Annotated in this window: 29 protein-coding genes and 1 tRNA gene; 13 read left to right on the forward strand and 17 right to left on the reverse strand. The window is 38.3% G+C overall.

Annotation, left to right across the window (positions count from 1 at the left end; genetic code table 11):
• Positions 1-111 precede the first annotated feature (111 nt).
• The gene (locus tag CH362_RS01185) at positions 112-1,044 is read left to right on the forward strand and encodes a glycosyl hydrolase family 18 protein (RefSeq protein WP_100708532.1); all 933 of its coding nucleotides are present in this window, start codon (positions 112-114) and stop codon (positions 1,042-1,044) included.
• A 4-nt stretch (positions 1,045-1,048) separates the two neighbouring features.
• Here CH362_RS01185 and CH362_RS01190 read toward each other — a convergent pair whose 3' ends face one another.
• Entirely contained in the window at positions 1,049-1,666 is a 618-nt protein-coding gene (locus CH362_RS01190; RefSeq protein ID WP_244280449.1) for a hypothetical protein, read from the reverse strand.
• A gap of 263 nt (positions 1,667-1,929) precedes the next feature.
• Between CH362_RS01190 and CH362_RS01195 the strand changes: the two genes are divergently transcribed.
• Both CH362_RS01195 and purT read left to right on the forward strand, forming a co-directional pair.
• Positions 1,930-3,045: a FecR family protein gene (locus CH362_RS01195; protein WP_100708534.1), complete on the forward strand. Its 1,116-nt coding sequence runs from the start codon at positions 1,930-1,932 to the stop codon at positions 3,043-3,045.
• Positions 3,046-3,143: 98 nt separating this feature from the next.
• Entirely contained in the window at positions 3,144-4,307 is a 1,164-nt protein-coding gene (gene purT, locus CH362_RS01200) for a formate-dependent phosphoribosylglycinamide formyltransferase (protein ID WP_100709224.1), read from the forward strand.
• A 14-nt stretch (positions 4,308-4,321) separates the two neighbouring features.
• On the opposite strand, the gene CH362_RS01205 is transcribed toward purT, so the two are convergent.
• Entirely contained in the window at positions 4,322-6,742 is a 2,421-nt protein-coding gene (locus CH362_RS01205) for a 1-acyl-sn-glycerol-3-phosphate acyltransferase (protein ID WP_100708535.1), read from the reverse strand.
• A 162-nt stretch (positions 6,743-6,904) separates the two neighbouring features.
• On the opposite strand from CH362_RS01205, the gene CH362_RS01210 reads away from it, so the two are divergent.
• Positions 6,905-7,678 (forward strand): LIC13411 family adhesin, encoded by a 774-nt coding sequence (locus CH362_RS01210; protein ID WP_425269017.1) that lies wholly within the window; start codon positions 6,905-6,907, stop codon positions 7,676-7,678.
• A 56-nt stretch (positions 7,679-7,734) separates the two neighbouring features.
• Here the strand turns inward: CH362_RS01210 and CH362_RS01215 are convergent, their stop codons facing one another.
• From CH362_RS01215 to CH362_RS01225, 3 genes are all read right to left on the reverse strand, one after another.
• Entirely contained in the window at positions 7,735-8,097 is a 363-nt protein-coding gene (locus CH362_RS01215; protein ID WP_100708537.1) for an LIC13410 family lipoprotein, read from the reverse strand.
• 68 nt (positions 8,098-8,165) lie between these two features.
• Positions 8,166-8,615 carry a MarR family winged helix-turn-helix transcriptional regulator gene (locus CH362_RS01220; protein WP_100708538.1) on the reverse strand — a complete coding sequence of 150 codons (450 nt, stop codon included), beginning with the start codon at positions 8,613-8,615 and terminating at the stop codon, positions 8,166-8,168.
• The gene (locus tag CH362_RS01225) at positions 8,612-9,097 is read right to left on the reverse strand and encodes a glutathione peroxidase (RefSeq protein WP_100708539.1); all 486 of its coding nucleotides are present in this window, start codon (positions 9,095-9,097) and stop codon (positions 8,612-8,614) included. The genes CH362_RS01220 and CH362_RS01225 overlap by 4 nt, the downstream gene beginning before the upstream one ends.
• Before the next feature lie 208 nt (positions 9,098-9,305).
• Here CH362_RS01225 and CH362_RS01230 point away from each other — a divergent pair, with 208 nt between their 5' ends.
• Positions 9,306-9,665 carry a hypothetical protein gene (locus CH362_RS01230; protein WP_100708540.1) on the forward strand — a complete coding sequence of 120 codons (360 nt, stop codon included), beginning with the start codon at positions 9,306-9,308 and terminating at the stop codon, positions 9,663-9,665.
• On the opposite strand, the gene CH362_RS01235 is transcribed toward CH362_RS01230, so the two are convergent.
• Positions 9,655-10,893, reverse strand: a complete 1,239-nt coding sequence (locus CH362_RS01235) for a porin (protein WP_244280450.1) — start codon at positions 10,891-10,893, stop codon at positions 9,655-9,657. The genes CH362_RS01230 and CH362_RS01235 overlap by 11 nt on opposite strands.
• Positions 10,894-10,988: 95 nt before the next feature.
• On the opposite strand from CH362_RS01235, the gene CH362_RS01240 reads away from it, so the two are divergent.
• Positions 10,989-12,782 (forward strand): monovalent cation:proton antiporter-2 (CPA2) family protein, encoded by a 1,794-nt coding sequence (locus CH362_RS01240; RefSeq protein WP_100708542.1) that lies wholly within the window; start codon positions 10,989-10,991, stop codon positions 12,780-12,782.
• Here CH362_RS01240 and CH362_RS01245 read toward each other — a convergent pair.
• From CH362_RS01245 to CH362_RS01255, 3 genes are all read right to left on the reverse strand, one after another.
• Positions 12,779-13,612 carry an endo alpha-1,4 polygalactosaminidase gene (locus CH362_RS01245; RefSeq protein WP_100708543.1) on the reverse strand — a complete coding sequence of 278 codons (834 nt, stop codon included), beginning with the start codon at positions 13,610-13,612 and terminating at the stop codon, positions 12,779-12,781. The genes CH362_RS01240 and CH362_RS01245 overlap by 4 nt on opposite strands.
• Before the next feature lie 88 nt (positions 13,613-13,700).
• On the reverse strand, positions 13,701-14,321 hold the full coding sequence (locus CH362_RS01250; protein WP_100708544.1) for a DUF6935 domain-containing protein: 621 nt from the start codon (positions 14,319-14,321) through the stop codon (positions 13,701-13,703).
• A gap of 123 nt (positions 14,322-14,444) precedes the next feature.
• A tRNA-Gly gene (locus tag CH362_RS01255) sits at positions 14,445-14,516 on the reverse strand.
• A 64-nt stretch (positions 14,517-14,580) separates the two neighbouring features.
• On the opposite strand from CH362_RS01255, the gene CH362_RS01260 reads away from it, so the two are divergent.
• On the forward strand, positions 14,581-16,113 hold the full coding sequence (locus CH362_RS01260) for a carboxypeptidase M32 (RefSeq protein ID WP_165780230.1): 1,533 nt from the start codon (positions 14,581-14,583) through the stop codon (positions 16,111-16,113).
• A complete protein-coding gene (locus CH362_RS19210; protein ID WP_165780214.1) occupies positions 16,110-16,448 on the forward strand; it encodes a hypothetical protein in 339 nt (112 codons plus the stop codon). Before CH362_RS01260 ends, CH362_RS19210 begins: the two co-directional genes overlap by 4 nt.
• Before the next feature lie 21 nt (positions 16,449-16,469).
• On the opposite strand, the gene CH362_RS01265 is transcribed toward CH362_RS19210, so the two are convergent.
• The 3 genes from CH362_RS01265 to CH362_RS01275 form a co-directional block, all read right to left on the reverse strand.
• Complete coding sequence (locus tag CH362_RS01265; protein ID WP_100708545.1) at positions 16,470-16,796, reverse strand: YnfA family protein; 327 nt, start codon at positions 16,794-16,796, stop codon at positions 16,470-16,472.
• 92 nt (positions 16,797-16,888) lie between these two features.
• Positions 16,889-17,698: a hypothetical protein gene (locus CH362_RS01270; RefSeq protein WP_100708546.1), complete on the reverse strand. Its 810-nt coding sequence runs from the start codon at positions 17,696-17,698 to the stop codon at positions 16,889-16,891.
• Entirely contained in the window at positions 17,685-18,110 is a 426-nt protein-coding gene (locus CH362_RS01275; RefSeq protein WP_100708547.1) for an ABA4-like family protein, read from the reverse strand. Before CH362_RS01275 ends, CH362_RS01270 begins: the two co-directional genes overlap by 14 nt.
• A gap of 121 nt (positions 18,111-18,231) precedes the next feature.
• Here CH362_RS01275 and CH362_RS01280 point away from each other — a divergent pair, with 121 nt between their 5' ends.
• Positions 18,232-18,882 (forward strand): TetR family transcriptional regulator, encoded by a 651-nt coding sequence (locus tag CH362_RS01280; RefSeq protein ID WP_100708548.1) that lies wholly within the window; start codon positions 18,232-18,234, stop codon positions 18,880-18,882.
• Between the two features lie 5 nt (positions 18,883-18,887).
• Here the strand turns inward: CH362_RS01280 and CH362_RS01285 are convergent, their stop codons facing one another.
• Positions 18,888-19,703, reverse strand: a complete 816-nt coding sequence (locus CH362_RS01285; RefSeq protein ID WP_100709225.1) for a PhzF family phenazine biosynthesis protein — start codon at positions 19,701-19,703, stop codon at positions 18,888-18,890.
• 11 nt (positions 19,704-19,714) lie between these two features.
• Complete coding sequence (locus CH362_RS19470; RefSeq protein ID WP_279628953.1) at positions 19,715-19,843, reverse strand: hypothetical protein; 129 nt, start codon at positions 19,841-19,843, stop codon at positions 19,715-19,717.
• 15 nt (positions 19,844-19,858) lie between these two features.
• On the opposite strand from CH362_RS19470, the gene CH362_RS01290 reads away from it, so the two are divergent.
• Complete coding sequence (locus CH362_RS01290) at positions 19,859-20,506, forward strand: NADPH-dependent F420 reductase (protein WP_100708549.1); 648 nt, start codon at positions 19,859-19,861, stop codon at positions 20,504-20,506.
• Positions 20,507-20,509: 3 nt separating this feature from the next.
• Here CH362_RS01290 and CH362_RS01295 read toward each other — a convergent pair whose 3' ends face one another.
• From CH362_RS01295 to CH362_RS01305, 3 genes are read right to left on the reverse strand one after another with little or no spacing between them, the layout of a single operon-like run.
• Positions 20,510-20,899, reverse strand: a complete 390-nt coding sequence (locus CH362_RS01295; protein WP_100708550.1) for a DUF423 domain-containing protein — start codon at positions 20,897-20,899, stop codon at positions 20,510-20,512.
• Positions 20,880-21,470, reverse strand: coding sequence for a hypothetical protein (locus tag CH362_RS01300; protein WP_100708551.1), 591 nt, complete (start codon positions 21,468-21,470; stop codon positions 20,880-20,882). Before CH362_RS01300 ends, CH362_RS01295 begins: the two co-directional genes overlap by 20 nt.
• On the reverse strand, positions 21,467-21,793 hold the full coding sequence (locus tag CH362_RS01305) for a TRL-like family protein (RefSeq protein WP_175284896.1): 327 nt from the start codon (positions 21,791-21,793) through the stop codon (positions 21,467-21,469). The genes CH362_RS01300 and CH362_RS01305 overlap by 4 nt, the downstream gene beginning before the upstream one ends.
• 145 nt (positions 21,794-21,938) lie before the next feature.
• Between CH362_RS01305 and rocD the strand changes: the two genes are divergently transcribed.
• The 3 genes from rocD to CH362_RS01320 all read left to right on the forward strand — a co-directional run bounded on the left by rocD (position 21,939) and on the right by CH362_RS01320 (position 25,450).
• Positions 21,939-23,174, forward strand: coding sequence for an ornithine--oxo-acid transaminase (gene rocD / locus CH362_RS01310; RefSeq protein WP_100708553.1), 1,236 nt, complete (start codon positions 21,939-21,941; stop codon positions 23,172-23,174).
• Between the two features lie 26 nt (positions 23,175-23,200).
• A complete protein-coding gene (locus CH362_RS01315) occupies positions 23,201-23,530 on the forward strand; it encodes a hypothetical protein (protein WP_100708554.1) in 330 nt (109 codons plus the stop codon).
• 141 nt (positions 23,531-23,671) lie between these two features.
• The gene (locus CH362_RS01320; RefSeq protein WP_100708555.1) at positions 23,672-25,450 is read left to right on the forward strand and encodes a cation:proton antiporter; all 1,779 of its coding nucleotides are present in this window, start codon (positions 23,672-23,674) and stop codon (positions 25,448-25,450) included.
• Positions 25,451-25,455 lie beyond the last annotated feature (5 nt).

Here is a 25,455-nt window from a genome sequence, read left to right on the forward strand (position 1 = left end):
CGCATCCTACCTAATTCTTCGACCCTGGCTGTGTATTTAAAATCGGAGATCAAACCTTCAGGATTGAAGAAAAATCAAGGATCAGCTTCCTTAATATTACAGGACGGATAAATGAAGATCTTTTCAAGGCTCAGATCCATGTTTACCTGCGTCATTTGTTTTTACCTATGTCCCTTATCGGCTCAGGAGAACGTTTGGAAGTATACTATAAGCCAGGATCTAAGCTCAAAACCATTGGTTTATTGGGAGAAGGAATTCAAACCGAGGACCAGCATTTGTTTTACAGGGACTTATATCGGAGCTAATGGAGAAGTTTCCGCGACCTCGGTACCTTCTACCCTTCAAACAATTGGAAAGAAGAATGAGATCCGATGGTTTCCACTTATTACTTTTAGATCAGAAGTTGCAGGGAAGAAGGTTCTGGCTTCTCCAGAACTCAGAAATATACTCATTCGGAATCTAGAACTCTATTTGGATAATCATTCTTTCTATTCTGGTATCCATTTAGATTTTGAAGGTATAGGTCCGGAATATTCTACTCATTATAAAGAGCTCTTGTTGGAACTCCAACCAGTCCTAAAGAAGAAAGGCAAACTTCTAACATTGGCGGTTTTTCCAACAGAAGGATTCGATCCTAAACTTTCCGGTTTTCATTCCGCAATTTATAAAGAGAATCTCGCAGATGAAGTCGTGCTCATGGCTTACGATTTACATTCACCTAAAACTTCTCCAGGGCCAGTCACCGAAATTGGTTGGGCAAAACGAAATATGGAACATCTTCTTAAAACATATAAACCAGAACAGATTTGGTTAGGACTTCCTTTGTACGGTTATTATTGGAAGAAGGACCTAAAACGGCCCAAGCTCCTAACTCAAAGTTCGGATAAAAATTTTGCACTTCAACTTGGAAAAGAAAAAGAAGGGATTTATTTAATCCACACGGACAAAGGAGAAGGTAGCCTGATCCTGGATCTAAAACTCTGGGAAGAATATGCAAAAAATATAAAGTTAAAGGGCTTAGCATTTTGGAGATCAGGATTTTAAAATTTTATCTGAACCCGTAAACGATTTTCACCTTATGACTTTTTCCGTTTTCATCGTTTATATTACTAGTACCTTTAAATTCCATAATTCTTTTGGATTCGATATCATATACTAAATCGATCGGTTTTACAAACATGGAAAGAATAGCACTCGCTATCTTCATTCTTAAAAATAAGGCAGGCTTACCTTTATACTCTCCTTCTTTGGTTTTCTCGACGGAAAATTGGAACTTATCTCTTTCTACAGGAACTAAAAAGTGGAAGTTTATTTTTTTACCCGATATGAGCTCTTCCCAATGATCGATCACGAAATAATCAAAACCTCCATCTAAGGCGGATAAATTCCCACCGTCCAAAATTTTTTCTTGGATCATATCTGCTGATTTTCTACGGGCAAATAATTTAACTGAACTTCCGCTTTGCAATATACCTCCTTCCAAATATCCGTCTCGATAATCCTCCAATTGGAATTCGGGAAGAGTTCTGTTTTTTAGAAAATTGATCTTTTTTTTCGCGAATATTTTTCCTTCCCGATCCTTGTATGTAATAATAGAACTAACGTGTTTGCCATTCTCCCAAGTTTCTTCATGGAAATCTTTATACAATAAAGTGCCTGTTTCCAAATCGGTTGCGGTCCCGTTAAACCTGATTTTTCCCAGGTCTGTCGAACCGAGTGGAGATATCAAAAACAAAAAGAATAGAACGAGAATCGATTTATACATATGGGTAAAACCTTTTTAGTCGCAGTATCTATTATATAAAAACGAATTTCCAAAATTTCTGCAAAAATATAAGTCTGAGTTTGTTATTTATAATTGGAAATATATTTTATCCGTTCTAAATATAAATAGATCGGAACTATTTTATTTCCAGGCGGAATAAACAAATGAATCGAAAACTCTTTCTTCTGTTCCTAATTGTAACATTCATCGGATCCTCAAACTTCTGCTCTAAAATCCTAGGCACCAAATCAAAACCTGGTTTAGTAGTCATATTCCTAACCGGAAAAGTAGAAGTAGAACGAAACGGAAAGCGTATCCCTCTTTCTTTAGGAAGTGTCTTACAAAAAGACGATACCATCAAAACGAACAGCGGAAGTTTAGACTTACAAACCGGTCTGGGCCATGTAATCCGTTTAAAACCTTATACAAATCTAAGCATCGATTCTCTACATGGAGATCTTTCAGAAGAAACTTCCCTCGCAGTGAAAACGGGTCTTCTACTTGTAAAAACAAATAAATTAAGCCAGAAAGAGCAGTTCAAAATTTCCACGCCTACAGCAATTGCAGGTGTTCGCGGAACTGCATTCTCCTTCGAAGTAGTTCAAGGCACACTTCCTAAGATTAAAGTATATGAGGGAATGGTTGCAATGACCTTAAAGGCGCCGGTCAGCCAAGTAATTCCTGCGGATAAAATTGCTGAAAATCCAAACTACCAAAAACTCCAAAAACTATTGGAAGAAAATGAAATAGTGATCTCTGAAGAAGAAGAGGCAGAAGTTAAGCCTGAATTCGACCAATTAGCTCAAACAATTTTAAATCAATTGGATGATGCAGCAATCACCCAAAGTATCGAAAATTTTAGGACCGATCTGGTGAGAACTGTTCAAAAAGGAAAATTCGAAAGAGATCCTAGAGAAAGTGCAGATTTGGAGACCTTAGTAAAAGTAGATGAGGATTTGATCTCAGGCAGCTTAAACAGTAAGTCCTTAGCAAAAGAGATTGAGAAGGACCAAGGTGAAAAATTGAATATCGCTCTGGACAAAGTGGAGTCGATAGCCGGTTCTCAAAAATTGAACTCTGAAGAAGAGATCAAAAAATATTACAGCGTTTTAGAAACCATTCATAAGCTGGATAATACAATTTTACATGGAGCAGTCGTGACTCAGGTAGGAAATACAATGTTGGTACATTCTACCAAAGGTATCCACCGTTTGAATGTTTCTGAAGTGGAGTATATCCAATACAAAAACTTTGACGTGGTTACTAAAAAGAAAAAGTAAACATTCTTAAGGCCGGTTTGTATTCTTTGCAAATCGGCCAAACCCTCATTTTTTCCTTTTCATTCTCCTTCCTTTCCGGAAATTCTCTAAAAGAACCTATGAAAAAGAAAATACTTTTGCTCGGCTCAGGTGAGCTTGGAAAAGAATTCGTAATCGCAGCCCAAAGATTAGGCCAATATGTAATTACTGTCGATAGTTATGACGGCGCACCCGCAATGCAGGTAGCTCATGAAAAAGAAGTTATCGATATGTTGGATGGGGACGCATTAGATAGAATTGTTGCCAAACATAAACCGGATCTGATCGTTCCAGAAATTGAAGCAATTCGAACCGAAAGATTTTACGAATACGAAAAACAAGGTTACCAAGTAGTTCCAAGTGCTAAGGCAGCTAACTTTACGATGAATCGTAAAGCAATCAGAGACCTTGCTTCACAAACCTTGGCTCTAAAAACAGCAAAGTATAAATATGCTTCTACTTTAGAAGGATTGAAAGAAGCAATCTCAACCATTGGAATTCCTTGTGTTGTAAAACCTTTGATGTCCTCTTCCGGAAAAGGACAATCCGTAATCAAAACAGAATCAGATATTGAACCTGCTTGGATCGCTTCTCAAACAAAGGGAAGAACTGGAGCGTCAGAGATCATAGTCGAAGAATTTATCTCCTTTGAATCCGAGATCACTTTGTTAACGGTAACACAAAAATCAGGAAAAACTTTATTCTGCCCTCCTATCGGCCATAGACAAGAAAGAGGAGACTATCAAGAAAGTTGGCAACCTGCAGAGATCAGTGATTCTCAACTTAAGTCAGCTCAAGAAATGGCGGAGAAGGTCACTAAAGAGTTGGGCGGTGCTGGTATCTGGGGAGTAGAATTTTTCTTAACGAAAGATGATGTTTATTTTTCGGAACTTTCTCCAAGACCACATGATACTGGAATGGTTACCTTAGCTGGAACTCAAAGTTTTAACGAATTCGAGTTACATGTTAGAACAGTTTTAGGTCTTCCAATTCCTGAAATTCTTTTAGTAAGAAAAGGCGCAAGTGCTGTCATTCTTGCTCAAACAGAAGGACAGGTCCCTAATATCCAAGGATTGGACAAGGCTTGTGAAATGCCTGAATCTGATTTGAGAATTTTCGGAAAACCAATCACCAAAAAATACAGAAGGATGGGAGTGGCACTTACTTATTCAGATAAAGATGAATCCATCTCTATGCTTCGCAAAAGAGCGGTATTGATCGCATCTAAGATCAAAGTGGATTAACAAAACCGACCCGACTAGGTCGGGTCTGGTATCATGTTTCCATAATATTGCAGAAGTTCAGGTTCCAATGCCTTGATCTGACCGTTTTCTCTTTTAATGAACTTTCTGGAATTTAAAACCTTGAGCCCTCTATCTACAATTTCAGAAACATCCTTTGTCAGATAATTTCCTTTTCTAGTTAAGATCATTTCTTCTATCATTTTGTTTAGATCGGAAGAGCTGATCTCTCCATCCGCTTCCGTCAAAAGTTTTGCGACTATTTGATTCGGAAGAATTTTATGATGGGCCTGCCAAGATCTGGAGATCTCCATAGAAATAGAAAGAGTGGGATCATCTTCTTGCATATATCTAGAAACAGGAATTGGTTCACAAAGATCCATATATACTTCTGTTCTTTTAAATAAGAAATCTCTAAAAGAAAGATGAGTGTCTTTTCCTGCAAACTCCACATCTTCAGGAACATTCTCATAAGAAAGAACGATTGGAACTACAATCACTTCGCTTCCAGTATGTTTAAATGCATCCACTGATGTGGAAAGAATTCCTGTCTTGATCGGAATGATACCACCAGTTCTAGATCTGGTTCCTTCTGGATAGACTAATGTTGGAATTCCAGCTTCGAGCATCATTGTAGAATATTGGGTTAAACATTCTAAATAAAGAAGGTTTCGATTTCTTTTTCGATCCACCATATAGGCGCCCAAGGATTTCAAAACTCTGGCAAGCCCTGGAGTTCCCATCACTTTTTTATCAGCAGCATATCTTGGAACAGGAAGACCTAACCATCTGAGACCAAAAGCAACTTCGATAGAATCTAAATGGGATCTATGAGTTGGAGTGTATAAGATATCGTATCTTGAAGCAAGAGCTTTGATCTCTTTTATATTTCCACCGATCTTAGGAAGTCCTCCTCCAGGTTTAAAACCACCAATTGCAAAACGTGCAGGAGCTACTAAATGAATGAGAGATTCTCTAAAAAGAGGACTGTACCCATCTGCAATTTCGGAAACATAAAAATCTACTAAACGTTCCAGGTTTCTGCTTTTTCCATTTTCGTAAGCGACTTCTGCCTCTTGCCATAATTCAATCTCTTTAGGAAGAAGCATCAGATCTGTTCCTGCTTCAGTTTCCACAGCTTCAGAATATCTTTTTTCCAAAGACTTAATCTGTAATCCTGACTGCTTTAGTATCCGATCCGATAATCCAGGTTGAGAATGAACATGTCGAAGTACCCTTCTTCTTAATGCTTGTTGGAATTCCTTCCCAGATGCCAAAGACAAACCAAATCTTTTTCGAGCAGTTCTAGAAATATTTCTAATATCATCGCTAGTAGATTTAGAAACAAATCTGATCATTTCAGTAGGAGAAACTTTTCTAGTAAGAACTTCAAAGAGTGTTGTAAAAAGTGGGAGTTCCACCTTTTTCTCTTCCGCAAGATCTAGAATGGTAGAAAGTGCATAAGCTCCTTCTACATGCGTTTCACTCTGGCTCATTTCTTTTTGGATGAATTCTTTTGGATTTAAAAATAGCTCAATTCTTTCGAGTAAATTTGGAGAATCCTCTCCAGAGATTAGTTTGCGAATAAATCTTTGTCCATAAGCTCTATTTCGACTTGCTCTGGAAGTTGCAGTGGTAATCAGGTCAGCGAGTCCAAATTCCATCGCAGGTTTTATTGGAAGTTCTAATGCATTTAATAGAGTTAATATTTCTGAAAAACCTAAACTGATCAGCTCACCTTCAAAATTGGATCCACATTCTGGAATTCCATTTACGAGACCGCATGCAATCGCGATCGGATTTTTCATTACCCCGAATAATTCTAGGGTTCTGATATCTTCAAAAGTTTTGATATGATTTCTGGGTCCGAAAAAAAGATCTTCCATAACCTCGGAAGCTTTTTCACCTGTGGATGCAATAGAGAAGAAGCTATGTTTCCCTTTTGCCATCTCAGAAAGAAGGTTAGGTCCTGCCACAGCCACATATTCCATGTTCAGATTTTCTTTCATCTCTCTGACCTTGATTACATAGTCTGAGAAAGTAATAGCGTTTGTCTTTTTACGGGTAGAAGTGGAAACCAAACCTTTAGTAAAAGAAATGATCGTATGTTCTTCTTGTTCTGAAAGATAAGAAGAAAGTCTATCGATCACATTTTCTTTTTGTCTGGAAGGAACTGCGATAACGATGACCCAAGAACCTTGCGATAAAAAATCGAAATCGTTTGTAACGATAATATTGTCAGCAAGAGGAACAAATTCTTCTAACAATTCTGCGGATCTATCTTTTTGAAGACGATCCGCCTTCTTCTTATCAGAATACCAAAGAAAAAGTCTGTCTGCTCTTTCTGCTAAAGATACGGAAAGATGAACTCCCATCGGCCCGCCTCCGAAGACGGCGATGTTTTTATGATGGACTCTAGTTTCTTCCAATTCGTTCATCTATTCATTCCAATTTTAATTTTTATATCCGGATCACTTTTCAATAAGACTAGAGGAAGAAAACCAATAAAATTTCTCCACTTTTACGATTGCGTTTCCTGATGAAACAGAGAGCTTAGCGGAAAGCCGATCTTGGCAACTAAAGTCAGACTATCTCCCGAAATGAAAAAAAGACTCATCATACATTTTTTCTGTATTTTTCTTTTCGGCCTTATAGTGATCGATTGTTCAACATACTGGTCTCATCGAAAAAAAGATTTAGGAGACGTTTTCACTGCAGGGGTGGAAACTCCAGGTTATGGAATCGGAGTTAGAATAGGACCTCTTGCAACTGGATTTGTTTTTCAAGGTGGAGAATCTGAACCTGGAAAAAGAGACTTAGGAACCGGATACGGATTAAGAGGTGGAACTTACGGACCTTACAGGTCCCAACAATTGATCTTTGGATTTTTAGGCGGGGAGAAGTTCCACTCTATGCCTTCGACCGAAACTTCTCCTCAAAAAGAAGAAATCAAAAAACCTGAATCAAATTCACCATCGGGAGATAATTTTTTATTACTTCCAGAAAATCCCGAATCAGAACAAGATCCCAACCCTACTCCGGAACTTTCGGACGAAAGATTAAATTCTAAAAGTTACGAAATTCGATATTTACGTTTTTATAATAATCCAGTCTCTGAAAGAAGAAAAGCCAAAAAGGAAGCATTCTTTCGAAAATACTTGGAGAGTTTAGATCCTCGAAAAAGGAACGAGGCAATCCAGACATTCTTAGCCCAAAATCCTAAAAACAAAGATGATTATCCATCCGCATTTTTGTTCGAAGTGGAATTCTATATTTCCATTCGATATGGTATTAGGTTAGGATTTAATTTTGGGGAATTTTTAGACTTTCTTCTTGGGTTTACTGGAATCGATCTGATGGAAGACGATATCTGAAAATAAAAAGGCCGCTAAACCAGCGGCCTTTTTGTAGATGTGGATCAATATACGAATTAAAGTTTGTATTCGTATTTTTTGATCACACCTTTTTTATCAACTATCACTTTGATATACTTAGTGCTATCATCTATTCTGGAAGGTTTATCTGCCAGAGTTTTGTAAGAATTCTTTTGGTATGTAGTGGATTCAAAATACCATTCTAAAACAGATCCGTCTTGAGTATTTTCTTCGAAAGTAGGAGTTCCTAAAACAGCTTCTGCTTTAATTCTTTTATCTCCTTCTTTAACCATATTCGCTTCTACAACACGAATATCCGAATTCGGAACGTAAGCCGCCTCTGATTTTTTTTGTTCGGAAGAACAAGCTCCGAATATAAGTACCGCAGCAAATGATATTGCGGATAATTGACGTTTCATTCTTAACTCCTTAGCGCGAGCGCACTATTTAAAAAAGCGGCTCTATAGTTTTCGATAAAACGGATTTGTCACGCCGAATTTCTTAATTTTTGTTCTAGGATAATAAGAAGGTCGTCCAGATCTCGTTTCAGGCCTTGCACCTTTTCAGCGGTGAGACCTGATTCTTCCAACAATCGTTCCGGAATACATATCGCTTTTTTTTGCAATTTTTTTCCTTTTGTGGTCAGGCTTACCACAAGAGAACGTTCGTCCTGATCTGATCTATCTCTAGTCAACAGACCAGCGGATTCCATTTTTTTGAGAAGAGGAGTTAATGTCCCTGAATCCAGAAATAATTTATCTCCAATTTCTTTTAAAGGAATTTTATCGGTTTCCCAAAGGACAAGAAGAACAAGATATTGAGGGTACGTAATGTCAAACTCCTCCAAAAGCGGCCTGTATAATGCAGTCACCGCTCTAGAAGAAGCGTAAAGTGGGAAACAAATCTGTTTCTCTAACTTTAAGGATTCGTAATTCACTTGGAAAGAAGTTCCTCGATTTGTTTGTCTAGCTTTTCAGGAGGAGTCATAGGAGCGAATCTTTTGATCACATTTCCTTGTTTATCAATCAAGAACTTGGTAAAGTTCCATTTAATAGATTTTCCCAAAAGCCCTGGAGCCTGTTTTTTAAGGTATTGATAAACCGGATGAGCTCCGTCCCCATTCACTTCTATCTTTTTGAAAAGAGGGAAATTCACTCCGAAATTTACTTGGCAGAAACTTTCAATCTCTGCGTCACTTCCCGGCTCTTGGTGACCGAATTGGTCGCAAGGGAATCCTAATATCTCCAAACCTTTTCCTTTGTACTTGTCGTACATTTCTTGAAGTCCTTTATATTGAGGAGTAAATCCACATTGGCTTGCGGTATTGACGATTAAAAGGACCTTTCCTTTATAATCTTGTAATTTCTTTTCAGATCCGTTGTTTAAAGTAGCGGTTAGTTCGTATAAATTCTGGGCCACAGCTGGGCACCTCCTAGTTACGTAGTAAATAGATTGCATACAATTTAATTTTGTTCAATCTTTTTTAGAAAAATTCTAAACTTATATATTGAAAAAACGAAAAAATTTAAGACCATAGTCTAACTGCAAAAATTGGATTTAAGTAAAAAGGAGCAAAATAAATCCAAGGATTTGGCTCTTCTTCCAACATGATTTAAGAGGAATCAAAATGAATTTAATTTCTTTATTTCAAGGAAGAGAAGAAGTTCCAATACAAAGTGTGGAATCTGTCTCCGCAGATTGGGAAGAAGCAATTCTCATATGTAGTAAATGTGCGATGAAAATAAATGGAGAAACTAATGGCAGAAAAACCCGTCTGAAATCTGAATTAAAAGACGCTCTTCGGTCAGAAGGGATTAAAGGTGTAAAAGTTCTGGAAGTTTCGTGCTTAGATGTTTGCGAAAGGAATCGGATCGCAATCGGTTCCAGCAAAAATTCTCAAATGGGTAAACATATTCTTTTATCTCCGCCCGGTATTTCTGGAAGAAAACTTCTCCCGATAATATTGCCCAACCGATTTAGATCTTAAGCGAAAGTGAGAAAATAAACATACGATCTAACTTGGATGTATTGTTTTCGTGGGGATAAATCGAATCCATAGATCTTCTGTATTGGTAAGTAAATCTTACTAAAATCGCGGGATCCGGATGATAATCTAATGTCGCAGTTGCGCCACTAGTTTGAAAGCCATCCTTTGTATTTGTAACGATGATCATCTGGTCCCGATCCAGATATCTTTCTAATCTCATACCAATTCTCCAATCAGGCAAGAATCGATACGCTAGCCATAGATTTCCCACGTAGGTTTGTCTAAAAGCAGTACCATCCCGACGAAGATAGATTGGACCTTCAGGAGTATAAACCAGATCTTCTCTGCTAGCTCTTTCTTGGTAAGCAACATCAAAAGAAGAAGCTAATGTAAGTCGTTGGAATGGTTTCCATTCCGCGATAAAATTATTATAATACCTGGTTTCTTTCGGAGTAGTAGTCGGCTGTTCATTCCCTATAAAAGTATTCCAACGAAACATCAAGTTGCCTAGAGGATTCCATTCTAATCTAAAACCTCCTGAGATGTCCTTATTATTGTCCGTTACTACTTGGTATCCATTATTCAAATGAAGTTGGTAAGAAACTTTATCACTGATCTTTCCACTTAATCTTGCTCCCGAAACATAATAAGGTACGTAGTCTAGAGAGAATGCACGAGTATAAACAAAATTCTCATGAGAGATCCAAGACTCATATCCTAAATGCCCAAAATAAATCCCAGCATCCAACCAAGTAGATTTTCCTAAACGAACACCTCCATATGCTTCTTGCATGTTTCGAATAGATGATTCGTTAGAAGTTTTGCCTGTGGTCCCTTCTCCCGAATAATTTGCGACAACAGATGTACCGAATTGAACTGCGAACCTTCCTCTATATTTATCTGTTTCTACTTTGGCGTCTAGATAAGCTAAGTTGATATTGTACTCGTTGGTTCGAGTTGCTTGTGTTGTATATAATAGTTCTTTGGATGCGGGTCGGTTCAAACTGGCATTATAATAGCCGTCGACGAAGAAACCGAACTGGATCGGGATCACCAGATCCTCTTTTTTCTTAGGATTCAGTTCTTCATTTTTATGACCGTCTTCCTCTTCTTTACTTAAGACTGTCTTTTCTTTGGGTTTGCCTGAGGTCTCTTGAGTCTTTAAATCTTGAGAGAAAAGTGGTCCTGAAAATGAATAAACACAAAGTAAAAAAATAAATCTGGACAATCGCAATTTCTGGAACATGTCTTGGAAAAGTGGTTTTATTCCATATCCGTAAAATGTCTAATGAAAATTAATCCAAATCAAAAGGAAGAGCATTGATGGAAGAGAAAAGTCTACTCGTTACTGCCATTATTCTACTCAGCACAGCCGTTCTATGTGTTCCTGTTTTTAAAAAGTTAGGAATAGGATCTATTATAGGTTATGTCGTAGGAGGAATTTTAATCGGACCTCATGGGATCCGACTCGTTACCGGCGGGACCGAGATCATGCATTTTGCAGAATTCGGTGTGGTCCTTCTACTCTTTTTAATTGGGTTGGAGCTCCGACCTCAAACTCTTTGGGTACTCCGAAAACCGGTTTTCGGAATGGGATTTTTCCAAGTAGCAGTTTCTTCACTTTTATTAGGTGGATTGATCGGCTATCTATTCCAATTGGGCCTTATTCCTTCTATCATATTAGGGATCAGTTTATCACTTTCCTCTACTGCATTTGCTCTTCAATCCTTAGCAGAAAAAAATCAGCTCAATACTTCTTACGGAAGATCTGCATTTGCAATCCTTCTCTTCCAGGATTTAGCAGTTATTCCAGTAATGGCGATTCTTCCTTTGGCAGCTTTAGAACCGGGACAAACCGCTCATAATGGATTAAATTTTTATAAATTAGGAACTGCGGTTGCTGCTATTTTTTTAGTGATCTTAAGCGGACGTTTTTTGATGAGACCTCTTTTCAGAATGATCGCCGCTACTGGAAATCACGAAATTTTCGTGGCTCTCTCTTTGGTGCTCGTGCTTGGAGTTTCTTTTGCAATGGAAAAAGTGGGGCTTTCCATGGCGCTCGGTTCTTTCTTAGGAGGGGTGTTACTCGCTGATTCAGAATATAGACATGAATTAGAAGCTAACTTAGAACCTTTTAAAGGATTATTATTAGGTCTATTCTTCCTCGCGGTTGGTATGTCCATGAATTTGGATATTCTGATCAATCATCCATTCCTGATTTTTGGACTCGCCTTCGGACTAATGTCAGTAAAAGGGATTGTTCTTTTTGTATTAGGAAAGATCGCAAAACTAACTTCTGATTCATCTTCCAATCTTGCGGTTAGTATTTCTCAAGGTGGAGAATTTGCGTTTGTGATCCTGAATGTGGCTGCCCAGCTAAGTGTTTTATCTAAAGAAATTACTGACTATTCTATCGTCATAGTTACTGCGTCTATGATACTCACTCCTTTTGTAGGAATCATCAAAGAAAAAGTAATAGATCCTTATTTACACGAAGAAGAAGAAAGGCCCGCAGATCCAATTTATGAAAAGAACCGTGTGATCATTGCAGGTTTCGGAAGGGTCGGACAGATCATTTCCAGGATGTTATATCTGCATAAGATAAGGTTCACCGCGTTAGAGCATAATGCTGATCAAGTAAATGCTGCCAGAAAATTTGGTCATAAGATCTATTATGGAGATGCGAGTAGACTAGATCTATTAAATGCAGCGGGAGCTGCCCAAGCCGAAATACTTGTACTTGCTATCCAAGATGCGGAGTTATCTGTAAAAATCGCCAAGATCGCTAAAGAAAATTTTCCAAACTTAAGGATTGTTGCAAGAGCAAGAAATAGATCCCATTACTTCGATCTAATGGAACTGGGGATTGAAACGATACGAAGAGATACGTTTGCTTCTTCTTTAGAACTTGCAGAAGAAACTTTAAAAGACTTGGGATTTTTACCTTCGGAAGTAAAATACTTCATCCAAAAGTTCAGAGATTATGATGAAGGAATGGTCAAGGATCAATTCAAACTCAGACATAACGAAAAAGAACTGATCGCTTATTCTAAAAATGCAGTTCGTCAATTGGAAGAAGCCTTCGCCGCGGATATGTTACAGAAGGAAGCTTCTTAAGGACAAGGATCCCGATAAGCATCCAAACTTTGGTTTTTCAAAAAACCGGATAGACGATATGAGATCGACTGAGAACAGAAATCGTTCTTAGTCGTTCCATTCTCTACATATTCTATCTGAAAAACTGCAGAGCCTTTGTTTGGAAATGTTTCTTCTAAATTGCACCATCCGCCGTCATAACAACTTTCAGTAATAGCCCAGTCAAAGTTTCCGATCAGATCTGGAATTTGATCAGGATCATTTTTTAATCCTACAGACATTCCTCTAAAATGAGCAAGATCGGTAATCCAACGATTGAATCTGATCTGATCATCTGCGCTTAAAGAAAAACCTGTATCGTTTTGGTAACCATCCAAATTATCGGGATCTATTCCATCACAGCCTTTTGCTTTCGCCTTATCAAATCTTGCAGAAAGTATCGGGCTCAAAAGATCAATACGTCTGATATCCAACCATTGCTCATCAGGATAACCGCTGTAAACATTCCCTAAAATTTCAGGAGGGAATTTAGAAGCATCCGATCTATAATTTTCATAAGAGCCCACATCGATATAGCAGATCACTTTTTTACCAGAAGTATGTAATCTTTGGATCACTGTTGGATCCGAATCAGTCAGATCTAAATCTATATCAAATACTTGTGCATCAACCGATTCATCTAAGGTGCCAGAAAATTGGATTTGGAAAGATGTTCCAGGAGAAGGGATCCAAACTCTTGTTAAAAGAAATACTAATATAGAATCTCTTTCTCCATTAGAATGATCTTTGCAGGAACTCAAACAAAAGGAGAAGACTATAAGAAAAACAGAAAGAATCCGAAAAGAGAACATCGTTATAACCAGAAGTCCCAGTCATAACGATTAGAAGATAAGATCTCGAAAATTACTTATAGAATTTAAGATCAAGTGTGAAAAATGATCAAAGATCATCTGCAGGATTAGAAGTCGCAGGCTTTTTAATGCCTACCAATAAACTAGAAAACTCGGAAGCTTTCCACACTCCTTTTGCGTTTCTTTTTACAGTCACAGGTCTTGGAGTGTCAGCCCCAGAAGAAGGAAGAAATAATTTTTTCTGACCGGACTCTTCTGTTCCACTAAAACGATTTGAAGTTAGCGTAAAATTATAAGGAGGGTTAGAAGGTTTATAACCGTTTTGAAAAGAAGAACCAGGAAGATATGAACCTATCAAATAAGGATGTTGTTCTAACTGTCTTTTCACTAAATCGATCGTGTTCCGATTTATATTAAAACCTTTGTATCCATTGGGAGAAGTATCCGAGATGAGAGAGTTAGCATCCAAGCAAATGATTAAGGCCTTCTTACCTTCTTCTGCATTTTTAGAATAGATAGAAAGTGCCGCTAAAAGAACGATAACCGCTCCTTGAGAAGTACTTGCATTCGCATCTCTAAACGACTCAAAAGAAGAAAAATCGGCAGGCCAAGAATTTGCAGTTACAGTATAAGTTTCGTTTTGAGCAGACAACGTCGCTGCAAACAATAAAATTAAAAGAATAGAAACGTATTTTGGAATTCGATCCATAATTCTTCACCAATCCAAAGAATGAGGTCAGATTTAAATACTAAGTAAAAACAAGTCCAGAAAAAACTTTATGACAAAATTAGAAGACGGGGTTTTGAGTTTTGATTTAAGGGGGGAAATTTTTGCGGGCAGAGGGACTCGAACCCTCACTAGAAGCTTGGAAGGCTACGGTGCTAGCCATTACACCATGCCCGCGATAGACAAAAGTCAGTTTTTGGTTGGTGGGCGAGATGTCAATCGAAAAGAATGTTTTTTAAGTATGTGGGAATCTGAGCTTCAAAATTGGGAAAATATCCTTCCGGCGTTCAAGGCCTATCGGGATGAATTCCGTAATATTTATCATCTTAGAAACATTGGAAGTGTTTTACATTGGGATATGGAAATCGGTATCCCAAGTGACGGCTTAAGTGAGAGAGGGGACCAACTTAGTTTTCTCTCCGGGCTTGCTCATAAATCTTTTATAGGTGATTCGTTTCGTAACTTAGCAGAAAAAGCCAGAGAAGAAAACTCCCGCGCTGATGCTCCCGGTAAATCTCTTAGAGAAAGAGAACTGAATTTATTATTCAAAGATCTGGATCGTTCTTCTTGTTTACCAATTTCTTGGGTGGAAGAGTTTTCTAAGGTCACTAGCCAGGCACATTCTATATGGGTGGATGCAAGAAAGAAGAATGATGCTTCTTCTTTTCTTCCTATCTTACAAAAGATAGTAGATCTTGTTTTTCAGAAGGCTGATTATTTCGGTTATTCTACAGAAGCGTATGACGCTCTTTTAGATGAATATGAGCCGGAAGCAAAAGCAGCAGATTTAGAAATTCTATTTGCTGATCTCAGAAAATCTTTAGTTCCTTTGATTGCAAAGGCAAAGGATGCTAGCTTTCCTTTTCAGGGAAATTTTCCGATCGATTCTCAAATTCCTTTTAACACAAGTCTTCCTGTTCTATTGGGTTTGCCTGAATCAGGGTTTCGTTTGGATTCGAGCGCTCATCCATTCTCTACTTCTTTAGGTTCTTTTGATAAAAGGATCACCACACGTTATGAAGAATCTGATCCTATGTCTTCCGTGTATTCTGTTTTGCATGAAACTGGTCACGCTTTGTATGAAGCTGGGATTGCGCTAATTCCAGGAGGTCCTTCTCCCTTAAAAGATTCTGTTTCTTTAGGTGTTCACGAATCTCAAAGTCGTCTTTGGGAAAATCAGGTGGGACGATCTAAAGAATTTTGGGAAGGGATCTATCCGTTATTTTTGAAGAACTTAGGTATTTCAGAATCTTCTCTTCCTTTTTCTAAACTTTATTCTTTTGTGAATAAATCCAAACCTTCTTTGATCCGAGTAGAAGCGGACCAGGTCACTTACAATCTACATGTGATCTTACGATTCCAAATTGAAAGAGCAATCTTCAAAAAGGAACTTGCATTAAAAGATCTTTCAGGCGCATGGAAAGATGGAATGAAGTCTTTGCTTGGTGTAGATGTCCCTGATGATTCCAAAGGGTTTTTGCAGGATGTGCATTGGAGCGGCGGTGCCTTCGGTTATTTTCCTACTTACTCTTTAGGAAATATTTACGCGGCCCAACTCTATTCTGCCTTCTTGAAACAAAATCCTAAGTTTAAGGATGAATTGAAAAACAGAGAAACTTCTTCTCTCCTTGATTGGCTTAGAAAACATGTTCACAGTAAGGGTAGAAGTTTGGAAGCAAAGGAACTCATCCGACAAGCAACCGGAGAAGAACCGAATTCCAAATATTTGGTAGAATATCTGGATTCTAAGATCAAAGAACAGGAGTCAGTATGAGTGGAGAAGATCAGGAAGAATTAACTCTAAAGTCCTTCGAAGAATTGTCCTATTTCGATAATCTTGCTTTGTTTTATTTATGCAATGAAACTCCACCTCAAACCTTGGCACTTGCATTCTTGGTGGGAGATAAAAAAGTTTGTGGCTCCATGTTAGGAGTTATGGATGCAAAACGTAGAGCATTTGTTCACGAATTGATGTCCAAACAAAACGATGTTCCGGACGAAAAGAAACATGCAGCGGCCCAAGGTTTACTCATTATTGCAGATGGATTGATCCAAAGGAATCTGATCCGCAGACAGGGGAAATTTTATTTCGGAACGGAAAGGGGATAAACTTTTTACTTTAAAGATCTATTATCTAGGAGCATAATAGATCACTGCTACACCAAAGAGAGCGATCATAGATCCGATGATATCGTATCGGTCCGGTTGGAATTCGTCCATCTTCCAAGCCCATAGCAGCGACATAACAATAAAAAATCCACCGTAGGTAGCATACACTCTTCCAAAAGAAGTAGGTTGTAAGGCGGCAACTACTCCATACAAAGCTAAGATCAATCCGCCCGCAATAAGATAGATCACGGATTTGGATTCTTTATACCAAAGCCATACAAGATACCCACCGCCAATCTCACAGAATCCTGCGAGTATAAAGATCATTACCGATTTAAAATATTCCATTATAATTTCCAATTTAGAATGTAAGGAAAAATTAAAAGAAGAAAATCGATCCGAACCAAATCAAAACACGACAGGTTCGGATTTTAAAATCCTTAGATCAAAGGACGACCAAACATCGCATTCACAAAAACTGCCCCTACCAAGATCGAATAACCTATAGAGACAATTTTAACACTTAAAGTATTCCAACTTTGTTTAATTGCTAAGACGGCAAATAACGGAAGAACTTGTAAAGCATGTATCCCAACAAAATGAGCGATACGAATATCTCCACCATTCACACTCCAATTCACAAGAGGCAATCCAGGACCTCCGTCAGGAACTCCTACTGCATGAGATAATCTTTGAGATATAAAAAACCCAATGATAGAAGCAATTGCCAAGATCCAAAGAGAAAACCGAATCGAGATCAAAATCCTAGGATCTAATTTTGAACTTAGAAGTTTAAATTTTCGATCCATTAAGATTGGCACTACCATCATAGGAAAAATAAAAAGTCCCATAACTCCGTAGATTACTGAATCTAAAATTGTAGAATTATTAAAATGAGATTGTACACCTCTACCCGCTTGCAAAGTGATCAGTATCAATTCTACGGAAAGAGCAATCACGAAATATTTTTCCATTCTATTTCTAAAACCAGGAAAATCGTTAAGCTGTTCCAAAAACCAAGCCATGGTCCAAAGAAAGATCCCAATCGAAACTGCGAACTTAATTGGTTTGATCCAAGTATTGATCCCCATAACGGTTCTTGGATCTAGTTGGGAAAGAAGAAGGTAAACTGGTATTAAAAGTAAAGATACCAACCCAGTATAAAAACTTAAACCTCTGTTCTTTCTTAAAATATAGAAAAAACCTTCTGACTGAGAATGATTCGGATATAAAACATTAGATGCTTGCATAGCTTCCTCCTTTTCGCCAGCGAACGATTTGGAATAATAAATAACCGATTGGTCCAAACATCAGTGTGAAGAACAAACAAGGGATGAGTATCCATCTTGAAATTCCCAATACCTCTGCTTCCTTAGTTTCCCAAATTCCAACGAATAAGTCGAATGCAAGATAATGAACCCATCCTGCGAGCAATACCCAAGGATTAGCAAAGAGCTTAGTTACACCTTCTAAGGACCCGAAATCAAATCCTCCTCTCGCATGAAATGCAAGTATCAACAAATACAATCCGGAAAGGATCAAAGGCCAAACCCCGTTCCTTACCAATAATTTGGTTACTCTTGCATTTGGAAGACCCGCGAGTAATAACCAGCCTATAATCGCAAAATTGCTAGCTAGTTTGAATGTTAGTTCTGGAGTCATAAAACCTCTTAATTTCCCGATTTGATACGGGATTTACTTGAAAAATCTATTGTCGGTCCGATAATGTTACTATTGGTAACACCAAATGTTACCAACGTCAACATTTTTTAGGAAATTTTTTATGCCCGCAAAGAAAAAAGTAAAAAAGCCAGAAGGTTCCTATCACCATGGGAATCTGGCAGAAACCCTAAAAACATTAGCCTTAAAACGTTTGGAGATAAGCAAAGATTCAGCGTTTACGATCAGAGAGATCGCAAGAGAAGCAGGAGTCAGTCATGCTGCTGCTTATAGGCATTTCCCTTCTCATAGGGACCTTCTCGCTCAAATTTCAAAAGATGGATTTATAAAAATTACTGAAGAATTTACAAAAGCAGAAAATGCTTCTTCTCCTTCTGATCCATTTGATAGATTAAGAAGACTAGGGCTTGCTTATATTTCTTTTTGTTTGGAGAATGTTGGCTATTACAGAGCAATGTGGCATATAGATCTTGGACCTATTGGTGATCTGGAAGATCTATCCGAAGAGGGTAAGAATTCTTTCTTAAAACTTTGGGAAACGGTATTACTTTGTGAATCACACAAGATCAATAAATTTAAAGCAAAAGAAATGGCGACTGCTGCTTGGTCCTTGGTTCATGGGTATTCAGTTCTTCTTAATGAATGCCAACTGAATAATCCTTTATTACAAATCGATAAGAACAACGCTTTGCAAGAAGCGGAGAAGATATTACAAATTATAGATTCAGGTCTGAAGAATAAATCCTATAAGTAAAACTTTTACTCCATATAAAAGGAACCTTTTAAATAAAGTTTGCAGTTTCCTCCTATACGGACCCGTTCTCCTTTATTCTCGCAAACTAAATATCCACCTCTTGCAGAAGCTTGATAAGCATTCAGTTCCTTCTTCCCAAATTTTTCAGACCAAAAAGGGATTAAAGTACAATGAGAAGAACCGGTCACTGGATCTTCTGGAACTCCTTTAGCTGGAGCAAAAAATCTAGAAACAAAATCGTAGGACTTCCCACTGTCTGCGGGAGCAGTCACAATCGCTGCAAAGAATGGAAGATTTTTCAAGGCTTCATGATTCGGGATTAATTCTCGTACATCTGATTCTTTCTCAAAAACGAATACAATATCTCGAGCTTTTAAAATCTCTTTTGCTTTTATATTAAAACAAGAAGCCACATCGTCCGGAGAATAATCAGTCCTTACCGGCGGCCTTGCAGGAAAATCCAAATAGTATTTTCCATTCTCCTGAAACACTTCCAAGATCCCACTCTTAGTATGAAATTTCAAAGAAGGAACATCCGATCTATCTTCCAACACTTCGTAAATTGCAAACGCAGTTGCCAAAGTTGCATGACCGCAAAGATCCACTTCTACACCTGGAGTGAACCATCTCAGATCATATTCTCCCTTCTCTTTTCTAGAACGAAAGAATGCAGTCTCTGATAAATTATTCTCTGCTGCTAGATCGATAAGTTTGGAGTCTGGCAACCAGTCTCCTTCCCAAGGAACAACTGCTGCAGGATTTCCTTTGAATAAAGAATCTGTAAATGCGTCTATTTGGAAAATCGTATATTCGTTTTTCATATTCGTAACTATCATTCCCTATTTTTAAAAAGGAATACAGTGACAGTTTTATTTCTTTTTTCCAATACAGAAAGAACAATACATTGGATCTTTTGTCTAAGAACAGTTAAACTGAATCTGTTTAATAATTTTGAAATCATACCTCGGAGAATTAAATGAAAATCGGAGTTTTAGGGACTGGAATGGTAGGAGAAACCATCGGTAGCAAACTAATCGAAAAAGGACACGAGGTAAAAATGGGATCTCGTTCCGCTACAAATGAAAAAGCGGCCGGGTGGGTTTCTAAATCGGGAAGTCAAGCGTCTCAAGGAACCTTTAAGGATGCAGCTTCTTTCGGAGACATTCTCTTTAATTGTACCAAGGGAGAGATCAGTGTAGAAGTTTTAAAATCCGCTGGAGAAGAAACTCTGAAAGGAAAGGTTTTAGTAGATCTAGCTAACGCCCTTGATTTTTCTAAAGGAAGGCCTCCTGGTTTAATCTTTGGAACAAATGATTCTTTAGGTGAAACCATCCAAAAATCTTTTCCAGATCTGAAAGTGGTTAAAACATTAAATACAATGAATTGTACTATTATGGTAAACGCTTCCGGAGTTCCAGGAGAACATGATGTATTCATTTGTGGAAACGATCCGGAAGCAAAGAAAAAAGTCTCAGATCTTTTAGCTAAGGATTTTAGTTGGAAGAATATTATCGACCTAGGGGATATCACCGGTGCAAGGGCAACCGAAATGATACTACCTCTTTGGTTAAGATTGTACGGAACTTTCGGTAATACGGATTTTAATTTCCATATTACCAGATAGAAGTTATTCCTTATCAGAGAAAGCCGAATAAGCTATAGATGCCCAGCCGGACAAAAATGCCAATCCTCCAAAGGGGGTGATTGCACCTAAAACTCGGACTCCTGTTAAAGAAAGCGCGTATAATGAACCGGAGAAGATCAAGATCCCGCTGAAGATCAGCCAAAAACCGATCCTTCTAAACTTGGATTCTGAAAGTTTTCCACTCAATGCTAGCACTAGTAAAACTACTGCATGGATGAGATGATATCTTGCTCCTGTTTCATAGATTACTAACAAGTCAGGAGTTAATATTGATTTTAATCCGTGGGCTCCGAATGCTCCAAGAGCCACTGCTAAAAAACCTAAAATAGCAGATAAGAATAATGGAATAGAGTTAGAATTTTTGGATGCCATAACTTTGAAACCTCAGACATTTTCTTCTGAATAATCCGAAGATATAGGCGGTGTACTCTACGTCCAGCCTACTATCGAATAAGGCTTCAATAGAATTTAACTTCATCTGCTCGCCTAAGTCTTCGTAAAAACTTTTGTTTCCGAAAGTAAAGTGGATCGGAATGAATGCTTCGTTAGACCCTCGTTTAATTGGAAGAAACAAACGTACGCCGAATTGACAACCCTTACTTTCTCCTTCGAATTTTACGATCCTATGCTCAGACCAGTCCCAACCATCTAGAGATGCATGAAACATATCTTTATGTGGAAGAGAAGTTGTAGTTCTGATATAACCGTCAAAACCGCCGGTCCTCAACTTTGTGGATGATTCTCCATAATGGATAGAAGGATCTCTGAAATTTGCACCATTCAAATGAACGTCATTGTCTGGTGGAATTCCGATCCCGGTTGGATAAGGTTCTGGATTTCTACGGACCAATGCCTTATTTGCCCCGCCCATCTGGATACAACCCACCAACTCTGCAACGATCAGAATTGTAAAAAAGATCCGTTTGTAAGGAATGAGTATCATTCTTTTTTCAAAAGTCTTTGTGGAAGTTTCACTCCTATCCCAGTAACTCTGGTGCATTTTTCAAAATAAAGAGCGAATATAAAGGATTTGTAACTATAATCAGTTTGAACATCGAATAGAAGGTCCGCTTTATCCTTAATTGCATTTTGGACCGCAGCCTCGTAACTCTCATCTCCAGTGTAAACCATCCAGAGCCAGCTAGTTCCGCAGGATGTTCCTTCTAATTTTCCTACTGGCTCCATTCCTCTTACATCTGAATAACTTTGAGAATAGTACCAACCTGGAGATTTGATATTCGTATAAAGACAGTTCGTAAGGAACATAATCGCAAAAACGATCGGTATAGAAGCGGATATTTTCAGGGAAGAGAATTGCATGCGATAAATTTCAACAAGTTGAAACACAAAAGTCAAGGTAAAATACCGAAATCTCCTTGTGTGACTCTTGAACCAGTTAGAATCGAGTACGATGCACACGCAAACTTCCCAATTTTACTTCGATACCGAAAAAGAGTACGGAGCATTTAACTACGAACCTCTTCCCGTTGTGTTAGAGAGAGGGAAGGGTATCTTTCTTTGGGATACGGATGGGAAAAGATATTTCGATTTTTTATCCGCATACAGTGCAGTGAACCAAGGCCATTGCCATCCTAAAATTATAGAAACATTAAAAACCCAATCCGAAAAACTAACTCTTACTTCCAGAGCGTTCTATAATGACCAACTGGGTCCTATGGAAAAATTTTTATGTGATACATTCGGATTTGATAGAATGGTTCCAATGAACACAGGAGTAGAAGCAGCAGAGACTTCTGTCAAACTTGCAAGAAGATGGGCATACCAAATTAAAAAAGTTCCTTCGGACAAAGCTAAGATCGTTTTCGCTTCTGGAAATTTCTGGGGAAGAAGTATCGGTGCAATTTCCGCTTCTACTGATCCGACGAGCAGAGGAGATTTTGGTCCCTTCGTTCCAGGGTTTTCTATCATTCCATTTAACGATGTAGAAGCCTTAAAAAAAGAATTAGAAGATCCTAATGTAGCTGCTTTTATGGTGGAACCTATCCAGGGAGAAGCAGGAGTAATCGTCCCAAGAGAAGGTTATCTAAAAGAAGTACGTAAACTTTGCTCCGAGAATAATGTGCTTCTGATCTTGGATGAAGTACAAACCGGTCTTGGTAGAACTGGAAAACTTTTGGCTGCAGATCATGAGAATGTAAAACCAGATCTACTCGTGCTCGGCAAAGCTTTATCCGGAGGAACTCTTCCTGTTTCTGCAGTTTTAAGTTCTGATGAGATTATTCTTACTTTAAAACCGGGAACCCATGGCTCCACATTCGGAGGAAATCCTTTAGCAGCCGCGGTTGCTAAAACAGCAATCCAAGTATTATTAGAAGAAAATCTTTCAGAGAACTCAGATATGAGAGGAGCAGAATTTCGCTCTTCTCTACAAGCTCTGAAGTCTGAATATCCTGATAAAGTTAAAGAGATCAGAGGAAAGGGATTGTTAAACGCAGTGGAATTTTTCCCAGATGCGACTGGGCCAAGAGCCAAAAAGATCTGCTACAAACTATTAGAGTCCGGAATCCTTGCAAAACAAACTCATGATCATACAATCCGTTTTGCTCCTCCTCTTTGTATTTCCAAATCCGAGTTAGAAGAGGCGACAACTCTCATTCTCCAAACAATCCGTAAAACCCTTGACTAATCTTTCGAATTCGTTTTTTTAAAAGAATGTCGGCTGAAGACAAAAAATATATCCGTGTCTGGCAAAAACTGAACGTAAGCGAAGTTTCTTCTCAATTGATGATCATAGATGATCTATATGGAACTTGCGGAAAATGTAAACATCTTGGGCTAAATTACACTAAGGACAAGTCTTGTCCAGAATGTGGGGCCAAGTTCAAGTATCTGGCCACCAACTTAAAATCTCCAGCTGACATCGCTAAAGTTTTGGCTAGAATAGAAAAAGAGAATTTAGACTTTGTGCTGATTGATAGAGAAGATTATACTTTATCCAAAGCGAAAGACGCTGTTAAGGATTTATTCAAGTCCAACGACTAAATTCTCTCTTGGAGTATTTCTCCCTCATTCTCTGGATACGAAAATTCGTATTAAAAAGTGAATGGACTATATTCATTTAATAATTTCTTTTTGTAATATCCTTCCAACAAAACTAATCTAAGGGGAATTCACGCCGAAAAGATGGAACATCATTCACTTACTCTATTAGTTGATATCGCCCTTAGTATTATTTTCGCGACTTTCTTCGCAATCATAGCAAAAGCATTCAAACAACCTTTGGTCTTGGGTTATGTAATCGCAGGTTTGATCATCGGCCCATTATTCGGACCTTATGTAGGTGGAAAGCTAACCATCGGGTATGTTAAAAGTGAAGAAAGTATAGAACTGATCTCTGAGATCGGTTTGATCCTTTTATTGTTCATTATCGGTTTAGAGATCGATCTAAAAGAATTGGCCAGAATGGGACGCTCGATGTTCGCTCTGGGAGTTATACAATTCTTCTTAGGTGTTGCAGCAGCTTGGTTTGCATTCCGCACATTCTTCCCTCCTGCTCCAGGAAATTTTGATCTTCTATACTTTGCGATCGCTCTATCTCTCAGTTCCACAATGATCGTGGTCAAACTACTTCATGATAAATTTGAGATCAGTACTGTTGCTGGGCGACTTACGATAGGTGTTTTGGTCCTACAAGATATTTGGGCCATTCTATTTATGGGGATCCAACCAGACTTACAAGATCCTCAGATCCTGAATGTGCTTGGATCCTTGGTCAAAGGTATCGCTCTTGTTGCGGTCGCTTTCATAGTCAGTCGTTATATTCTATCTAGAATTTTCTTATTCGCGGCTTCCAAACCTGAATTGGTTTTGATCACTTCTATTGCTTGGTGTTTTTTCTTATGCGGTGTCGCAGAAAAACTTCAACTATCTAAAGAGATGGGAGCATTGATCGCCGGTGTAAGTATCGCAGCTTTCCCTTATGGCGCAGATGTGATCAGTAAACTTTCCGGGATCAGGGACTTCTTTATTACATTATTTTTCGTAGCTCTTGGAATGAAAATCCAAGCTCCGAGTGCGAGTGATTTAGGACTCGCATTCTTGGCGGTTGGATTCGTTTTAGTGAGCAGAGTTTTGATCATTGCTCCAACAGTATTCTTCTCAGGCAAAGGTTTAAGAGCAGGGATTGTTGCAGGTCTTAACTTGGCACAAATTTCCGAATTCTCTTTGGTGATCTTGGCTCTTGGAGTGCAAAAGGAACATATTGGAAAAGACCTACAAGCGATCGTTCTCACTTCTATGATCATCGCTTCTATCATTTCCACTTATGTGATCTTATTTAATGATGCGATCGCAAGAGGAATCATCTCCTTCTTATCTATCTTTGGAGTGAAGGAAAATAAAGAGCCATTAGAGTCCCAAGTTACCGGTGAAACAAAAAGAGATATCGTAGTCTTAGGATATTTCAGAATTGCACAAGGTTTAATCGATGGGATAGAAAATGATAAACCTTCTTGGCTCAAAAGAATGTTGGTAGTGGATTTCAATCCTATCTATAGACAAACTTTAGAATCTAAAGGGATTCGTTGGGCATATGGAGATTTAGCAAACCCGGAAAGCCTTCATCATTTAGGAATAGAGGAAGCAAGATATATAGTTTGTACAGTCTCCGATATGATCCTAAAAGGAACTACCAATCGTAGATTGCTGGAATCGTTAAAAAGTATCTGTAGACATCACCAACCTAAGATCATCCTAACTACGGACGATCCTAAAGAAGCTGAAGTTCTCAGAAATAATGGAGCGGCCCACGTAATCGTTCCAGGTAAAATTTCAGGACTTTCTCTATTCACTGAATTATCAGGAATGGTAGATCAAAACGGAAGCAGTACAATTGCTAAATCTGCAAAAGCAAAACCTAAAAAAGCTACGTCCAATAAGAAGAAGGTCCAAAAGACCAAGTAGTTCTT

It is taken from the genome of Leptospira saintgironsiae, from assembly GCF_002811765.1.
GTDB lineage: Bacteria > Spirochaetota > Leptospiria > Leptospirales > Leptospiraceae > Leptospira_B > Leptospira_B saintgironsiae.

What these genes read in the sequence shown, in the direction of transcription:
- CH362_RS01280 (WP_100708548.1), top strand. Translation starts at nt 18,232, where the DNA reads ATGCCCGCAAAGAAAAAAGTAAAAAAGCCAGAAGGTTCCTATCACCAT.
- CH362_RS01265 (WP_100708545.1), bottom strand. Translation starts at nt 16,796, where the DNA reads ATGGAATATTTTAAATCGGTAATGATCTTTATACTCGCAGGATTCTGT.
- CH362_RS01240 (WP_100708542.1), top strand. Translation starts at nt 10,989, where the DNA reads ATGGAAGAGAAAAGTCTACTCGTTACTGCCATTATTCTACTCAGCACA.
- CH362_RS19210 (WP_165780214.1), top strand. Translation starts at nt 16,110, where the DNA reads ATGAGTGGAGAAGATCAGGAAGAATTAACTCTAAAGTCCTTCGAAGAA.
- CH362_RS01315 (WP_100708554.1), top strand. Translation starts at nt 23,201, where the DNA reads ATGTCGGCTGAAGACAAAAAATATATCCGTGTCTGGCAAAAACTGAAC.
- CH362_RS01260 (WP_165780230.1), top strand. Translation starts at nt 14,581, where the DNA reads ATGTGGGAATCTGAGCTTCAAAATTGGGAAAATATCCTTCCGGCGTTC.
- CH362_RS01285 (WP_100709225.1), bottom strand. Translation starts at nt 19,703, where the DNA reads ATGAAAAACGAATATACGATTTTCCAAATAGACGCATTTACAGATTCT.
- CH362_RS01215 (WP_100708537.1), bottom strand. Translation starts at nt 8,097, where the DNA reads ATGAAACGTCAATTATCCGCAATATCATTTGCTGCGGTACTTATATTC.
- CH362_RS01230 (WP_100708540.1), top strand. Translation starts at nt 9,306, where the DNA reads ATGAATTTAATTTCTTTATTTCAAGGAAGAGAAGAAGTTCCAATACAA.
- CH362_RS01195 (WP_100708534.1), top strand. Translation starts at nt 1,930, where the DNA reads ATGAATCGAAAACTCTTTCTTCTGTTCCTAATTGTAACATTCATCGGA.
- CH362_RS01270 (WP_100708546.1), bottom strand. Translation starts at nt 17,698, where the DNA reads ATGCAAGCATCTAATGTTTTATATCCGAATCATTCTCAGTCAGAAGGT.
- CH362_RS01290 (WP_100708549.1), top strand. Translation starts at nt 19,859, where the DNA reads ATGAAAATCGGAGTTTTAGGGACTGGAATGGTAGGAGAAACCATCGGT.
- CH362_RS01275 (WP_100708547.1), bottom strand. Translation starts at nt 18,110, where the DNA reads ATGACTCCAGAACTAACATTCAAACTAGCTAGCAATTTTGCGATTATA.
- purT (WP_100709224.1), top strand. Translation starts at nt 3,144, where the DNA reads ATGAAAAAGAAAATACTTTTGCTCGGCTCAGGTGAGCTTGGAAAAGAA.
- CH362_RS01295 (WP_100708550.1), bottom strand. Translation starts at nt 20,899, where the DNA reads ATGGCATCCAAAAATTCTAACTCTATTCCATTATTCTTATCTGCTATT.
- CH362_RS01205 (WP_100708535.1), bottom strand. Translation starts at nt 6,742, where the DNA reads ATGAACGAATTGGAAGAAACTAGAGTCCATCATAAAAACATCGCCGTC.
- CH362_RS01305 (WP_175284896.1), bottom strand. Translation starts at nt 21,793, where the DNA reads ATGTTCCTTACGAACTGTCTTTATACGAATATCAAATCTCCAGGTTGG.
- CH362_RS19470 (WP_279628953.1), bottom strand. Translation starts at nt 19,843, where the DNA reads ATGATTTCAAAATTATTAAACAGATTCAGTTTAACTGTTCTTAGACAA.
- CH362_RS01250 (WP_100708544.1), bottom strand. Translation starts at nt 14,321, where the DNA reads ATGGATCGAATTCCAAAATACGTTTCTATTCTTTTAATTTTATTGTTT.
- CH362_RS01320 (WP_100708555.1), top strand. Translation starts at nt 23,672, where the DNA reads ATGGAACATCATTCACTTACTCTATTAGTTGATATCGCCCTTAGTATT.
- CH362_RS01300 (WP_100708551.1), bottom strand. Translation starts at nt 21,470, where the DNA reads ATGATACTCATTCCTTACAAACGGATCTTTTTTACAATTCTGATCGTT.
- rocD (WP_100708553.1), top strand. Translation starts at nt 21,939, where the DNA reads ATGCACACGCAAACTTCCCAATTTTACTTCGATACCGAAAAAGAGTAC.
- CH362_RS01185 (WP_100708532.1), top strand. Translation starts at nt 112, where the DNA reads ATGAAGATCTTTTCAAGGCTCAGATCCATGTTTACCTGCGTCATTTGT.
- CH362_RS01245 (WP_100708543.1), bottom strand. Translation starts at nt 13,612, where the DNA reads ATGTTCTCTTTTCGGATTCTTTCTGTTTTTCTTATAGTCTTCTCCTTT.
- CH362_RS01210 (WP_425269017.1), top strand. Translation starts at nt 6,905, where the DNA reads ATGAAAAAAAGACTCATCATACATTTTTTCTGTATTTTTCTTTTCGGC.